At 69.0% G+C, this 14452-nt stretch carries 14 protein-coding genes; 13 read left to right on the top strand and 1 reads right to left on the bottom strand.

The features are described 5' to 3' along the window. Positions 1-14 precede the first annotated feature (14 nt). Positions 15-3938, top strand: coding sequence for a DNA-directed RNA polymerase subunit beta' (locus BUE41_RS20215; protein WP_073458723.1), 3924 nt, complete (start codon positions 15-17; stop codon positions 3936-3938). Positions 3939-4011: 73 nt separating this feature from the next. Here the strand turns inward: BUE41_RS20215 and BUE41_RS20210 are convergent, their stop codons facing one another. After that, complete coding sequence (locus BUE41_RS20210; protein WP_084755461.1) at positions 4012-4917, bottom strand: alpha/beta hydrolase fold domain-containing protein; 906 nt, start codon at positions 4915-4917, stop codon at positions 4012-4014. 400 nt (positions 4918-5317) lie between these two features. On the opposite strand from BUE41_RS20210, the gene rpsL reads away from it, so the two are divergent. From rpsL to rpsC, 12 genes are all read left to right on the top strand, one after another. Next, complete coding sequence (rpsL, locus tag BUE41_RS20205) at positions 5318-5692, top strand: 30S ribosomal protein S12 (protein WP_073458722.1); 375 nt, start codon at positions 5318-5320, stop codon at positions 5690-5692. Further along, positions 5692-6162: a 30S ribosomal protein S7 gene (gene rpsG / locus BUE41_RS20200; RefSeq protein ID WP_073458721.1), complete on the top strand. Its 471-nt coding sequence runs from the start codon at positions 5692-5694 to the stop codon at positions 6160-6162. Before rpsL ends, rpsG begins: the two co-directional genes overlap by 1 nt. A gap of 42 nt (positions 6163-6204) precedes the next feature. Next, positions 6205-8307: an elongation factor G gene (gene fusA, locus BUE41_RS20195; RefSeq protein WP_073458720.1), complete on the top strand. Its 2103-nt coding sequence runs from the start codon at positions 6205-6207 to the stop codon at positions 8305-8307. A 105-nt stretch (positions 8308-8412) separates the two neighbouring features. Next, a complete protein-coding gene (gene tuf, locus BUE41_RS20190) occupies positions 8413-9606 on the top strand; it encodes an elongation factor Tu (protein ID WP_073458719.1) in 1194 nt (397 codons plus the stop codon). Positions 9607-9924: 318 nt separating this feature from the next. Further along, positions 9925-10230 (top strand): 30S ribosomal protein S10, encoded by a 306-nt coding sequence (rpsJ, locus tag BUE41_RS20185; protein ID WP_003938093.1) that lies wholly within the window; start codon positions 9925-9927, stop codon positions 10228-10230. An 11-nt stretch (positions 10231-10241) separates the two neighbouring features. Beyond that, positions 10242-10895 (top strand): 50S ribosomal protein L3, encoded by a 654-nt coding sequence (gene rplC, locus BUE41_RS20180; protein WP_073458718.1) that lies wholly within the window; start codon positions 10242-10244, stop codon positions 10893-10895. Continuing rightward, positions 10892-11782: a 50S ribosomal protein L4, sunset domain variant gene (rplD, locus tag BUE41_RS20175; protein ID WP_073458717.1), complete on the top strand. Its 891-nt coding sequence runs from the start codon at positions 10892-10894 to the stop codon at positions 11780-11782. The genes rplC and rplD overlap by 4 nt, the downstream gene beginning before the upstream one ends. Then, on the top strand, positions 11779-12078 hold the full coding sequence (gene rplW, locus BUE41_RS20170; protein WP_073458716.1) for a 50S ribosomal protein L23: 300 nt from the start codon (positions 11779-11781) through the stop codon (positions 12076-12078). The genes rplD and rplW overlap by 4 nt, the downstream gene beginning before the upstream one ends. 12 nt (positions 12079-12090) lie before the next feature. After that, a complete protein-coding gene (gene rplB / locus BUE41_RS20165) occupies positions 12091-12927 on the top strand; it encodes a 50S ribosomal protein L2 (RefSeq protein ID WP_073458715.1) in 837 nt (278 codons plus the stop codon). Between the two features lie 17 nt (positions 12928-12944). Next, positions 12945-13226, top strand: a complete 282-nt coding sequence (rpsS, locus tag BUE41_RS20160) for a 30S ribosomal protein S19 (RefSeq protein ID WP_073458714.1) — start codon at positions 12945-12947, stop codon at positions 13224-13226. An 8-nt stretch (positions 13227-13234) separates the two neighbouring features. Further along, positions 13235-13639, top strand: coding sequence for a 50S ribosomal protein L22 (gene rplV / locus BUE41_RS20155; protein ID WP_143172263.1), 405 nt, complete (start codon positions 13235-13237; stop codon positions 13637-13639). Further along, positions 13639-14451 (top strand): 30S ribosomal protein S3, encoded by an 813-nt coding sequence (gene rpsC / locus BUE41_RS20150; RefSeq protein WP_073458712.1) that lies wholly within the window; start codon positions 13639-13641, stop codon positions 14449-14451. Before rplV ends, rpsC begins: the two co-directional genes overlap by 1 nt. The last annotated feature ends 1 nt before the right edge of the window (position 14452 follow it).

The raw sequence follows: 14452 nt of genomic DNA, 5'->3' as shown, positions 1-14452 counted from the left end.
CTGAGGACACTTAAGTGCTCGACGTCAACTTCTTCGACGAACTGCGCATCGGCCTGGCCACGGCGGACGACATCCGCCAGTGGTCGCACGGCGAGGTCAAGAAGCCCGAGACCATCAACTACCGCACCCTGAAGCCGGAGAAGGACGGGCTCTTCTGCGAGAAGATCTTCGGTCCGACCCGGGACTGGGAGTGCTACTGCGGCAAGTACAAGCGCGTCCGGTTCAAGGGCATCATCTGCGAGCGCTGCGGCGTGGAGGTCACCCGCGCCAAGGTGCGCCGTGAGCGGATGGGCCACATCGAGCTGGCCGCCCCGGTCACGCACATCTGGTACTTCAAGGGTGTGCCCAGCCGCCTGGGCTACCTGCTCGACCTGGCGCCGAAGGATCTCGAGAAGATCATCTACTTCGCCGCCTACGTCATCACCTCGGTCAACAAGGAACAGCGGCACGAGGACCTGCCCACGCTCGAGAACGAGATGAACGTCGAGCGCCGGCGGGTCGAGCAGCGCCGGGACGCCGACATCGAGGCGCGGGCCCAGAAGCTCGAGGCCGACCTGGCCGAGCTCGAGGCCGAGGGCGCCAAGAGCGATGTCCGCCGCAAGGTGAAGGAATCCGGCGAGCGGGAGATGCGCCAGATCCGCGACCGGGCCCAGCGCGAGCTGGACCGACTCGAGGAGATCTGGAACACCTTCACCAAGCTCGAGGTCAAGCAGCTGATCGCCGACGAGGCGCTCTACCGCGAGCTGTACGACCGCTACGGCGACTACTTCACCGGTGCCATGGGCGCCGAGGCGATCCAGACGCTCCTGCAGAACTTCGACATCGACGCCGAGGTCGAGGCGCTGCGCGAGACGATCCGCAACGGCAAGGGGCAGAAGAAGCTCCGCGCGCTCAAGCGGCTGAAGGTCGTCGCGGCGTTCCAGTCCACCGGCAACTCGCCGATGGGCATGGTGCTCGACTGCATCCCGGTGATCCCGCCGGACCTGCGCCCGATGGTGCAGCTGGACGGTGGCCGCTTCGCGACCTCCGACCTGAACGACCTGTACCGGCGGGTCATCAACCGCAACAACCGCCTCAAGCGACTGATCGACCTCGGCGCGCCCGAGATCATCGTCAACAACGAGAAGCGGATGCTGCAGGAGGCCGTCGACGCGCTGTTCGACAACGGCCGCCGCGGCCGTCCGGTCACCGGGCCGGGCAACCGCCCGCTCAAGTCGCTGTCCGACCTGCTCAAGGGCAAGCAGGGCCGGTTCCGCCAGAACCTGCTGGGCAAGCGCGTCGACTACTCCGGCCGTTCGGTCATCGTGGTCGGCCCGCAGCTGAAGCTGCACCAGTGCGGTCTGCCGAAGCAGATGGCGCTGGAGCTGTTCAAGCCGTTCGTGATGAAGCGGCTGGTCGACCTCAACCACGCGCAGAACATCAAGTCCGCCAAGCGCATGGTCGAGCGCGGCCGCTCGCAGGTGTGGGACGTGCTCGAGGAGGTCATCTCCGAGCACCCGGTGCTGCTCAACCGGGCGCCCACGCTGCACCGCCTCGGCATCCAGGCCTTCGAGCCGCAGCTGGTCGAGGGCAAGGCGATCCAGCTGCACCCGCTGGTCTGCGAGGCGTTCAACGCCGACTTCGACGGTGACCAGATGGCCGTGCACCTGCCGCTGTCGGCGGAGGCGCAGGCCGAGGCCCGCGTGCTGATGCTGTCGTCGAACAACATCCTGTCGCCGGCGTCCGGGCGCCCGCTCGCGATGCCGCGGCTGGACATGGTGACGGGTCTGTTCCACCTGACCCGCCAGCGCGACGACGCCCCGGGCGCCGGGCAGGCGTTCTCCTCGCCGGCCGAGGCGATCATGGCCTACGACCGGAAGGTGCTGCACCTGCAGGCGCCGTGCAAGATCCGCCTGCACGGCGTGGTGCCGCCCGCTGATCTCTACCCGAAGCTCAAGGAGCAGGGGTGGGAGCCGGGTCAGCCGTGGGTGACCGAGACGACGCTGGGCCGCGTCCTGTTCAACGAGCTGCTGCCGTCGGACTACCCGTTCGTCAACGAGGAGCTGCCCAAGAAGCGCCAGGCCGCGATCATCAACGACCTGGCTGAGCGCTACTCGATGACCGAGGTCGCGCAGGTGCTCGACCGGCTCAAGGACGCCGGCTTCTACTGGGCCACCCGGTCCGGGGTCACGATCGCCATCTCCGACGTCGTGGTGCCGCCGAACAAGCAGGAGATCCTGGACGCCTACGAGGCGAAGGCCGACCAGGTCAACAAGCGGTACCTGCGCGGTGCGCTCTCCCACCAGGAGCGCAACGACGAGATGGTCAAGATCTGGACCCAGGCGTCCGAAGAGGTCGCCAAGGCCATGGAGGAGAACTTCCCCGACGACAACCCGATCCCCACGATCGTGAAGTCGGGGGCGGCGGGCAACATGACGCAGGTCCGGCAGCTGGCCGGTATGCGTGGTCTGGTCGCCAACCCGAAGGGCGAGTACATCCCCCGGCCGATCAAGACCAACTTCCGCGAGGGCCTCAACGTGCTCGAGTACTTCATCTCGACGCACGGCACGCGGAAGGGTCTGGCCGACACCGCGCTGCGGACGGCGGACTCGGGTTACCTGACCCGGCGCCTGGTCGACGTGTCGCAGGACGTCATCGTGCGCGAGACCGACTGCGGCACCGAGCGCAGCATCACGATGCCGGTCACCGAGCAGACGGCCGACGGCCGCCTCGTGCCGCACCGCCACATCCGCACCAGCGTGTACGCGCGCACGGCGGCGGAGGACGTCATCGGCCCGGACGGCGAGCCCATCGTCCGCAAGGGCGACGACATCGGCGACCCGGTGCTGGAGGCGCTGGTCGAGGCGGGCGTGCGCGAGATCAAGGTGCGCAGCGCCCTGACCTGCGCGTCGACCACCGGCATCTGCGCGATGTGCTACGGCCGCTCGATGGCCACCGGCAAGCTGGTGGACGTCGGTGAGGCGGTCGGCATCGTGGCCGCGCAGTCGATCGGTGAGCCCGGTACGCAGCTGACGATGCGTACGTTCCACCAGGGTGGCGTCGCCGGCGACGACATCACGACCGGTCTGCCCCGCGTCACGGAGCTGTTCGAGGCTCGCGTGCCGAAGGGCGTCGCGCCGATCGCCGACGTCGACGGCACGATCCGCATCGAGGACGGCGACCGCTTCTGGAAGATCACCCTGATCCCGGACGACGGGTCGGAAGAGATCGTCTACGACAAGCTGTCCAAGCGGCAGTGGCTGGCGATGACCACGGTCGACGGCGTCGAGCGCCCGCTCGCCGACGGCGACCACGTCAAGGTCGGCCAGCTGCTCCTGGAGGGCGCGGCGAACCCGCACGAGGTGCTGCGCGTCATGGGTCCGCGCGAGGTGCAGCTGCACCTGGTGCGCGAGGTGCAGAAGGTGTACCGCACGCAGAGCGTGGACATCCACGACAAGCACATCGAGGTGATCGTCCGGCAGATGCTGCGCCGGGTCACGATCATCGACTCCGGTGACACGGAGTTCCTGCCGGGTGCGCTGGCGGAGCGGGCCGAGTTCGAGGCCCAGAACCGCAAGGTCGTCGCCGAGGGCGGCGAGCCGGCCTCCGGTCGTCCGGTGCTGATGGGGATCACGAAGGCCTCGCTGGCCACCGAGTCGTGGCTGTCGGCCGCCTCGTTCCAGGAGACCACCCGGATCCTCACCGATGCCGCGATCAACGGGAAGCGCGACAAGCTCGTCGGGCTCAAGGAGAACGTGATCATCGGCAAGCTGATCCCGGCCGGTACGGGCATCAGCCGGTACCGCAACATCCAGGTCCAGCCGACGGAGGAGGCCCGAGCGGCCGCCTACGCGCTGCCGACGTACGACGACGGCTACTACAGCCCCGACGTGTTCGGCTCGGGCACCGGTGCTGCGGTGCCGCTGGACGATTACGACTTCGGTCGCGACTACCGCTGAGCGGTAGCCCGATCGGGGCCTGACCGGGGCCGGTCACCTCTCTCCCGTGGAGGTGGCCGGCCCCGTCGTTTCATCAGGCGCGGCGTTCGCCCAGGCAGTCGGCGCGCACGGCAGCGCCCAGCCGGGCCACCGCGGCGTCGGCCTCGGCCATGGCCCCGGTGTAGAGGACGAAGTCGTGCCAGAGCCCGGGCACCCGGTCGTAGGTGTGCGGCGCTCCGGCGGCGGCCAGCCGCGCGGCCAGGGCGTCGGCGTCGCCGAGCAGGATCTCGCCGGTCGCGGCGAGCAGGTGGATCGGCGGCAGCCCGGTGAGGTCGGCTTGGAGCGGACGCAGGTCGGCCGGGTCGGCGCCCGCGCGGTAGCCGGCCGCGGCCTGCTCCAGCCAGTGCCGGCTGAGCAGGACGTCGGTGCGCCGGTTGGCCTCGAGCGTGGGGGAGGAGAGGTCCAGATCCAGCCACGGCGAGATCAGCGCGACCGATCCGGGCAGGTCGGCGCCCTCCGCGCGCAGCCGCAGGAGCAGCGAGAGGGCGAGTCCGCCGCCCGCGGAATCTCCGGCGACCGCGATGCGTTGAGGCTCGTGTCCGACTGCGCGCAGCGCGCGGTAGGCGGCGTGCGCGTCGTCGACGGCGGCGGGGTGCGGGTGCTCGGGGGCCAGGCGGTACTCGGGTACGTGCACCGGGGCGCCGGTGGCGCGGGCGAGGTGGGCGGCGAACGCGCGGTAGGTGCGGGCGGAGCCCAGCGAGTAGCCGCCGCCGTGCAGGAAGAGCACCTGGTGGGGGCCGTCTCCACCGGCTACGGTCACCCGATCGGCGGGCACGCCACCGAGGGATGTGCGCCGGCGCCGGGTGCCGCGCGGGGACGGGAGCGCGAACCCGGTGGCGTCGAGGAGACGGCGCCGGACCGCGACGGGGAGACGGGGGTCCAGCACGGGGGCGACGACGAACCGGGTGACCGCCCGGGCGACCTGCATCGGCACGCGCACGCGAGGAAACTAGCGCCACGAGACGACGATCACGCATCGCGCGGCGACCGGTCGTTCTGCAGCGGTGAACGGGCGAGTCCTCTTGCGGAGGGGTCGTCGGTGAGGCACGCTGCGAGTACCGACGAGCGTGCAGGGGACCCGTTTTGACCCCCTTTCGAAGGGGCGGGTACCCTTGTGTCTTGCGCCTGACTGCGGTCGGGCCGCTCTGTGTGCGCCACGGGGCATCCACGGGTGTTCCGAGCGCAGACAGACCCCCGAAGGTTCTCTCGTGAGGTCCCCGATCTCTGGAGGGTGGACCCCACCGGGGTCACGACACGCCCGACCTCGGGGGACGACTCCGGAGCCGGACCACCCATAGACACGAACCAGCAGCACGCCGACGGGAAGAAGTAGACGGTTCATGCCCACCATCTCTCAGCTTGTCCGCAAGGGCCGGCAGGACAAGCCCACCAAGGTCAAGACCAAGGCGCTTGCCGGGAGCCCGCAGCGACGGGGCGTCTGCACGCGCGTGTACACCACCACACCGCGTAAGCCCAACTCCGCGCTGCGCAAGGTCGCCCGCGTCAAGCTGAGCAACGGCATCGAGGTCACCGCCTACATCCCGGGCGAGGGCCACAACCTGCAGGAGCACTCGATCGTCCTGGTGAAGGGTGGCGGGCCGCGCGACCTGCCGGGTGTCCGGTACCGCATCCTGCGCGGTGCCCTCGACACCCAGGCCGTGAAGAACCGCAAGCAGGCCCGCAGCAAGTACGGGGCGAAGAAGGAGAAGAGCTGATGCCTCGCAAGGGTCCTGCTCCCAAGCGCCCGCTGGTGTCCGACCCGGTCTACGGCTCGCCGCTGGTCACCCAGCTGGTCAACAAGGTCCTGAAGGACGGCAAGCGCTCGCTCGCCGAGCGCATCGTCTACGCCGCGCTCGAGGGCACCCGCGAGAAGACCGGCGTCGACCCGGTCGTCACGCTGAAGCGCGCCATGGACAACGTGAAGCCGACGCTCGAGGTGAAGAGTCGGCGCGTCGGTGGCGCCACGTACCAGGTGCCGGTGGAGGTGCGCCCGCCGCGCCAGACCACCCTCGCGCTGCGCTGGATCGTCCAGTACGCCAAGCAGCGCCGCGAGAAGACGATGACCGAGCGGCTCATGAACGAGCTGCTCGACGCGAGCAACGGCCTCGGCGCCAGCGTCAAGCGGCGCGAGGACACGCACAAGATGGCGGAGTCCAACAAGGCCTTCGCCCACTACCGCTGGTGACCGGCCGACCGTCGATCGCCACTCCGAGGGAGAGCTGAAGCAGTGGCAGCACAGGAGGTGCTGACGGACCTGAGCAAGGTCCGCAACATCGGCATCATGGCGCACATCGACGCCGGCAAGACCACCACCACCGAGCGGATCCTGTACTACACCGGGATCAGCTACAAGATCGGTGAGGTGCACGACGGCGCCGCCACCATGGACTGGATGGAGGAGGAGCAGAAGCGCGGCATCACGATCACGTCGGCCGCGACCACCTGCTTCTGGAAGGGCCACCAGATCAACCTCATCGACACCCCGGGGCACGTCGACTTCACCGTCGAGGTGGAGCGCAACCTGCGGGTGCTCGACGGCGCCGTCGCGGTCTTCGACGGCAAGGAAGGTGTCGAGCCGCAGTCCGAGCAGGTCTGGCGGCAGGCCACGAAGTACGACGTCCCGCGCATCTGCTTCGTCAACAAGATGGACAAGCTGGGCGCGGACTTCTTCTTCACCGTGCAGACGATCCGGGACCGGCTCGGTGCCGAGCCGCTGCCCATCCAGCTGCCGATCGGCTCGGAGAACGACTTCATCGGCGTGATCGACCTCGTCCGAATGAAGGCCCTCACCTGGCGCGGTGAGGTCCAGAAGGGCGAGGACTACACCGTCGAGGAGATCCCGGAGGACCTCAAGGAGCAGGCCGAGGAGTACCGCCTCGCCCTGGTCGAGAAGGTCGCCGAGTCCGACGACGAGCTCATGGAGCTCTACCTCTCCGGTGAGGAGCTCACCGAGGAGCAGATCAAGAAGGGCATCCGGGAGATCGTCCGCACGGGCGCGGCCTACCCCGTGCTGTGCGGGTCGGCGTTCAAGAACAAGGGCGTCCAGCCCATGCTCGACGCGGTGATCGACTACCTGCCCTCGCCGCTGGACCTGCCGCCCGTCGAGGGCACGCTGCAGGACGGGGAGACCCCGGCCGTGCGCAAGCCCGAGAAGGACGAGCCGTTCTCGGCGCTGGCGTTCAAGATCGCCGCGCACCCGTTCTTCGGCAAGCTGACCTACATCCGGGTGTACTCGGGCCGGGTCACCGCCGGGTCCACGGTCCTCAACGCCACGAAGGACCGCAAGGAGCGCATCGGGAAGATCTTCCAGATGCACGCCAACAAGGAGAACCCGGTCGACGAGGCCCTGGTCGGTCACATCTACGCGGTGATCGGCCTGAAGGACACGACCACGGGCGAGACGCTGTGCGACCCGAACGCGCCGATCGTCCTCGAGTCGATGACCTTCCCCGCGCCGGTGATCCAGGTGGCGGTCGAGCCGAAGACCAAGGCCGACCAGGAGAAGCTCTCGGTCGCGATCCAGCGCCTCGCTGAGGAGGACCCGACGTTCCAGGTCTCCAACGACGAGGAGACCGGGCAGACGATCCTCGCCGGCATGGGCGAGCTCCACCTCGAGGTGCTCGTCAACCGGATGAAGAGCGACTTCAAGGTCGAGGCCAACATCGGTAAGCCGCAGGTGGCCTACCGGGAGACCATCCGCCGTACGGTCGAGCGCCACGAGCTCACGTACAAGAAGCAGACGGGTGGGTCGGGTCAGTTCGCCCGGGTCATCATCAAGCTGGAACCGCTGACCAGCGAGGACGGCGCCGAGTACGAGTTCGAGAACCAGGTCACCGGTGGCCGGGTGCCGCGGGAGTACATCCCGTCGGTCGACGCCGGCTGCCAGGACGCCATGCAGTACGGCGTGCTGGCCGGGTACCCGCTGACCAAGATCAAGGTCACGCTGCTCGACGGTGCCTACCACGAGGTCGACTCGTCCGAGATGGCGTTCAAGATCGCCGGTTCGATGGCGCTCAAGGAGGCGGCCAAGAAGGCCGACCCGGTCCTCCTGGAGCCGATGATGGCCGTCGAGGTCACGACGCCCGAGGAGTACATGGGCGACGTGATCGGCGATCTGAACTCGCGTCGCGGGCAGATCCAGGCGATGGACGAGCGGGCCGGGTCCCGCGTCGTCCGGGCGCTGGTTCCGCTTTCGGAGATGTTCGGCTACGTCGGTGACCTGCGGTCGAAGACCCAGGGCCGGGCCAACTACACGATGGTCTTCGACTCCTACGCCGAGGTTCCCAGCGGCGTGGCCAAGGAGATCATCGCCAAGGCGACGGGCGAGTGATTGCCTCGAGTCGGGGGCGGGTACCGTCCCCGACTCATCTGCACGACCCACAGACCTGCCGTCAGCACGGCGGATGACGAAATCTGAATCCAGGAGGATCCCCCAGTGGCGAAGGCGAAGTTCGAGCGGACCAAGCCGCACGTCAACATCGGCACGATCGGTCACATCGACCATGGCAAGACCACGCTGACGGCGGCCATCACCAAGGTTCTCCACGACAAGTACCCGGACCTCAACCAGCCGTCCGCGTTCGACCACATCGACAAGGCGCCCGAGGAGCGTCAGCGCGGTATCACCATCTCGATCGCGCACGTCGAGTACCAGACGGAGAAGCGGCACTACGCCCACGTCGACTGCCCCGGGCACGCCGACTACATCAAGAACATGATCACCGGTGCCGCCCAGATGGACGGCGCGATCCTCGTGGTCGCCGCGACCGACGGCCCGATGCCGCAGACGCGCGAGCACGTCCTGCTCGCCCGCCAGGTGGGTGTGCCCTACATCGTCGTCGCCCTGAACAAGGCGGACATGGTCGACGACCCGGAGATCATGGAGCTCGTCGAGCTCGAGGTCCGTGAGCTGCTGTCGTCGCAGAACTACCCGGGCGACGAGGTGCCCGTCGTCAAGGTCTCGGCGCTCAAGGCGCTCGAGGGCGACAAGGAGTGGGGCGAGAAGCTCCTCGAGCTCATGGACGCCGTCGACGAGGCGATCCCGGAGCCGCAGCGCGACACCGACAAGCCGTTCCTCATGCCGATCGAGGACGTCTTCACGATCACCGGCCGTGGCACCGTGGTCACCGGCAAGATCGACCGCGGCGTCATCAAGGTGAACGAGGAGGTCGAGATCGTCGGCATCCGCGAGAAGTCGATCAAGACCACCGTCACCGGTATCGAGATGTTCCGCAAGCTCCTCGACGAGGGGCGTGCGGGTGAGAACGTCGGTCTGCTCCTGCGCGGCGTGAAGCGCGAGGAGGTCGAGCGCGGCCAGGTCGTCGTGAAGCCGAACTCGATCACCCCGCACACCGAGTTCGAGGCGCAGGTCTACATCCTGTCCAAGGACGAGGGCGGTCGGCACACGCCGTTCTTCAACAACTACCGCCCGCAGTTCTACTTCCGCACCACGGACGTCACGGGTGTCGTCACCCTGCCTCCGGGTACGGAGATGGTGATGCCGGGCGACAACACCACCATGCGCGTGCAGCTGATCCAGCCCATCGCCATGGAGGAGGGCCTGCAGCTGGCCATCCGCGAGGGTGGTCGGACCGTGGGCGCCGGCCAGGTCACCAAGATCATCAAGTAAGACCTCGATTGCGGCCCGTGGACCACTGCCAGCGCGCAGAGGTCCACGGGCCGCACCCCGGTTGAGGGCGCCTGACCTCGGTGTGGCATCCTTGACGAGTTGCGCGTAGGGCACCTGTGTGCCCGGCGCCGACCCCCGAGCACAGCGATACCCCCCGTGGGGTGGCGAGTGATCCGGGGACGAGTCCGCGGAGCGAGGGCGACACGCCCGACCTCGTGGACCGGAGCAACCCAGTGAGACCGACGACCGGGCTCCTGGTGTGTGCCCCGGACCCGGAGCACGTACACAGCGGTAGGAAGAAGAGGACGACCGACGACCATGGCGGGACAGAAGATCCGCATCAGGCTCAAGGCCTATGACCACGAGGCCATCGACGCCTCCGCGCGCAAGATCGTCGAGACGGTCACGCGCACGGGCGCTCGGGTCGTCGGGCCGGTGCCGCTGCCGACGGAGAAGAACGTGTACTGCGTCATCCGCTCGCCGCACAAGTACAAGGACTCGCGCGAGCACTTCGAGATGCGCACCCACAAGCGGCTGATCGACATCCTCGACCCGACGCCCAAGACGGTCGACGCGCTGATGCGCATCGACCTGCCTGCGTCGGTCGACGTGAACATCCAGTAGGGCTTGGACTGATGGCTGACAGGCAGATCACCGGGATCCTGGGCACCAAGCTCGGGATGACCCAGGTCTTCGACGAGAACAACCGGGTGGTCCCGGTCACCGTGGTCCAGGCCGGACCGAACGTGGTGACCCAGATCCGCACGCCCGAGAAGGACGGCTACTCGGCCGTCCAGCTCGCGTACGGCGCGATCGACCCGCGCAAGGTGAACAAGCCCAAGGCGGGGCACTTCGCGAAGGCCGGCGTGACCCCGCGCCGGCACCTCGCCGAGCTGCGCACCACGGACGCCGACAAGTACGAGGTCGGTCAGGAGATCACCGCCGACGTCTTCGAGGCCGGCAGCGCGGTCGACGTCGTGGGCAAGAGCAAGGGCAAGGGCACCGCGGGTGTCATGAAGCGCCACGGGTTCGCCGGCCTCGGCAACTCCCACGGTGTGCAGCGCAAGCACCGCTCGCCCGGTTCGATCGGCGGCTGCGCGACCCCGGGTCGCGTCTTCAAGGGCCTCCGGATGGCCGGCCGCATGGGCAACCGGACGGTCACGACCCAGAACCTCACGATCCACCGCGTCGACGCCGAGCGCGGCCTGCTGCTGATCAAGGGCGCCGTGCCCGGCCCCCGCGGCGGGCTGGTGTTCGTGAAGTCCGCGGCGAAGGGCGGTAAGAAGTGACCACGCTGCAGGTCGAGCTCCCCGAGCACGTCTTCAACGCCCAGGCCAACATCGCGCTGATGCACCAGGTCGTGGTGGCCCAGCTCGCGGCCGCCCGCCAGGGCACGCACGACACCAAGACCCGCGGCGAGGTGTCCGGCGGTGGCCGCAAGCCGTACCGCCAGAAGGGCACCGGCCGGGCCCGCCAGGGTTCGACGCGCGCGCCGCAGTTCACCGGCGGTGGGATCGTCCACGGCCCGACGCCGCGTGACTACAGCCAGCGCACTCCGAAGAAGATGAAGGCGGCCGCGCTGCGCGGCGCGCTGTCCGACCGGGCCCGCGCCGGCCGCGTCCACGTCGTCGACGCGCTGGTGTCCGGCGACAAGCCCTCGACGAAGGCCGGGCGCACCGCGCTCGCCGAGGTCGTCGAGCCCGGCACCAAGGTGCTGGTCGTCGTCACCCGCGAGGACGCGCTGACCCAGCTGTCGCTGCGCAACCTGCCCGAGGTGCACCTGATCGCGCCGGACCAGCTGAACACCTACGACGTGCTGGTCAACGACGCCGTGGTGTTCCTGAAGGACGCCTACGACCAGTTCCTCGCCGGCCCGATCGCGACGAAGGCCGCGGCCCGCAAGAACAGCGAGAAGCCGAGCCTGCAGAAGGCCGCTGCGCCCGCCGGCGCCGACGAGCAGCACCCGTACGGTCCGCAGAGCCACGCGCCGCTGCCGGACGGCTCGCAGCCGGAGGGCTACCCGGTCAAGGGCAACGCCGACTCGATGCTCTACCACGTGCCGGGCAGCTCGTTCTACGCCCGCACGGTGGCCGAGGTCTGGTTCACCAGCGCCGAGGCGGCGGAGGCGGCCGGTTTCAGGCTGCCGCCGTCGCAGCGTAAGGAGGAGGAGAAGTGATCCCCGACCCGCGCGACATCGTGCTCGCGCCGGTGGTCTCGGAGAAGAGCTACGGGCTGCTCGAGCAGCGCCAGTACACCTTCCTCGTCCGGCCGGACGCGAACAAGACCCAGATCAAGCAGGCCATCGAGCAGATCTTCGACGTCAAGGTGACGTCGGTGAACACGCTGAACCGCACCGGCAAGCGCAAGCGCACCCGCACCGGCTACGGCAAGCGCAAGGACACGAAGCGCGCGATCGTCACGATCTCCCCGGAGAGCCGTGAGATCGACGTCTTCGGCGGCCGGGTGAGCTGAGGGACGTAGACGATGGGAATCCGCAAGTACAAGCCGACCACGCCGGGCCGCCGCGGCGCCAGCGTGTCGGACTTCGCCGAGATCACCCGGTCCAAGCCGGAGAAGTCGCTGGTCCGTCCGCTGCACAGCAAGGGCGGCCGCAACGTGCACGGGCGGGTCACCGCGCGGCACCAGGGCGGCGGGCACAAGCGCGCCTACCGCGTCATCGACTTCCGGCGCCACGACAAGGACGGCGTGCCGGCGAAGGTCGCGCACATCGAGTACGACCCGAACCGCACCGCCCGGATCGCGCTGCTGCACTACGTCGACGGCGAGAAGCGCTACATCATCGCCCCCGACAAGCTCAAGCAGGGTGACCGCGTCGAGGCCGGGCCGAAGGCCGACATCAAGGTCGGCAACAACCTGCCGCTGCGCAACATCCCGACCGGCACCGTGGTCCACGCGATCGAGCTGCGCCCCGGCGGCGGTGCGAAGATCGCGCGCTCGGCCGGTGCGCGGGTGCAGCTCGTCGCGAAGGACGGGCCGTACGCGCAGCTGCGCATGCCGTCCGGCGAGATCCGCAACGTCGACGTGCGCTGCCGCGCCACGATCGGCGAGGTCGGCAACGCCGAGCAGTCCAACATCAACTGGGGCAAGGCGGGCCGCATGCGGTGGAAGGGCAAGCGCCCGACCGTCCGTGGTGTCGCCATGAACCCGGTCGACCACCCGCACGGCGGTGGTGAGGGCAAGACCTCCGGTGGTCGCCACCCGGTGAACCCGGCCGGTAAGCCCGAAGGCCGCACCCGCCGCGCGAACAAGCCCTCCGACAAGTTGATCGTCCGCCGGCGCCGCTCCGGCAAGAAGCGCTGAGCAGGGGAGGTTAGAGAATGCCGCGCAGCCTGAAGAAGGGCCCGTTCGTGGACGACCACCTGCTCAAGAAGGTGGACGCGCTCAACGAGTCGGGCAAGAAGACCGTCATCCGGACCTGGTCCCGGCGGTCCACGATCATCCCGGACATGATCGGCCACACGATCGCGGTGCACGACGGCCGCAAGCACGTGCCGGTCTTCATCACGGACGCGATGGTCGGGCACAAGCTGGGTGAGTTCGCTCCCACGCGAACCTTCCGCGGTCACGTGAAGGACGACCGCAAGGCACGGAGGCGGTGAGCGATTCCATGACTACTGCAGAGACCGAGGCCCGGCCGACCGCGCGCGCGGTCGCGCGGCGCATCCCGATGAGCGAGACCAAGGTGCGCCGGGTCGTCGACCTGGTGCGGGGCAAGCACGTCGACGAGGCGCTGTCGATCCTCCAGCTCGACGTGCACGCCGCGAGCGAGCCCGTCTACAAGGTGATCGCCTCCGCGGTCGCGAACGCGATCAACAACCAGCAGCTCGACCCGCGCACGTTGTGGGTCAAGACGATCTACGTCGACCAGGGCGTGACGATGAAGCGGATCCGGCCGCGCGCGCAGGGCCGCGCGTACCGCATCCGCAAGCGGTCGTGCCACATCACGGTCGAGGTCGAGTCCCGGCCGCTGAGCAACAACCGCGCCGGACGGGCACAGGGGAGGGCCCGCTGATGGGGCAGAAGATCAACCCGCACGGGTTCCGACTCGGCATCACCACCGACTGGAAGTCGCGCTGGTACGCCGACAAGCAGTACGCCGAGTACGTCAAGGAGGACGTCGCGATCCGCCGCATGCTCTCCAAGGGCATGGAGCGGGCCGGCATCTCCAAGGTCGAGATCGAGCGCACCCGTGACCGCGTCCGGGTGGACATCCACACCGCCCGTCCCGGCATCGTGATCGGCCGGCGCGGCGCCGAGGCCGACCGGATCCGGGCCAACCTCGAGAAGCTGACCAAGAAGCAGGTCCAGCTGAACATCCTCGAGGTCAAGAACCCGGAGTCGGACGCGCAGCTCGTCGCGCAGGGCGTGGCCGAGCAGCTGTCCAACCGCGTCGCCTTCCGGCGCGCGATGCGCAAGGCCATCCAGTCGGCCATGCGCTCGCCGCAGGTCAAGGGCATCCGGGTGCAGTGCTCGGGCCGCCTCGGCGGTGCCGAGATGTCGCGCTCGGAGTTCTACCGTGAGGGGCGGGTGCCGCTGCACACGCTGCGTGCGGACATCGACTACGGCCTGTACGAGGCCCGCACCACCTTCGGCCGCATCGGCGTGAAGGTCTGGATCTACAAGGGCGACGTCGTCGGCGGCCGCCGCGAGGGCGCCACCGCCGCACCGGCCGCGAACGAGCGGCCGCGCCGTGAGCGCCCGCCGCGCCGCCGCTCGGGCTCGTCCGGCACCACCGGTGCCGGCACCGAGGCCGGCCGCGCCGCCGCTGCCGAGCAGGCCACCCCCGAGGCCGCCGCCACCACCACTACCGGTGGGGAGAGCTGAG

This window comes from Pseudonocardia thermophila (assembly GCF_900142365.1).
Classification (GTDB): Bacteria; Actinomycetota; Actinomycetes; order Mycobacteriales; family Pseudonocardiaceae; genus Pseudonocardia; species Pseudonocardia thermophila.
Note: the sequence above shows the minus strand (reverse complement) of the source record. Positions and strands in the feature narration are given on the sequence as shown.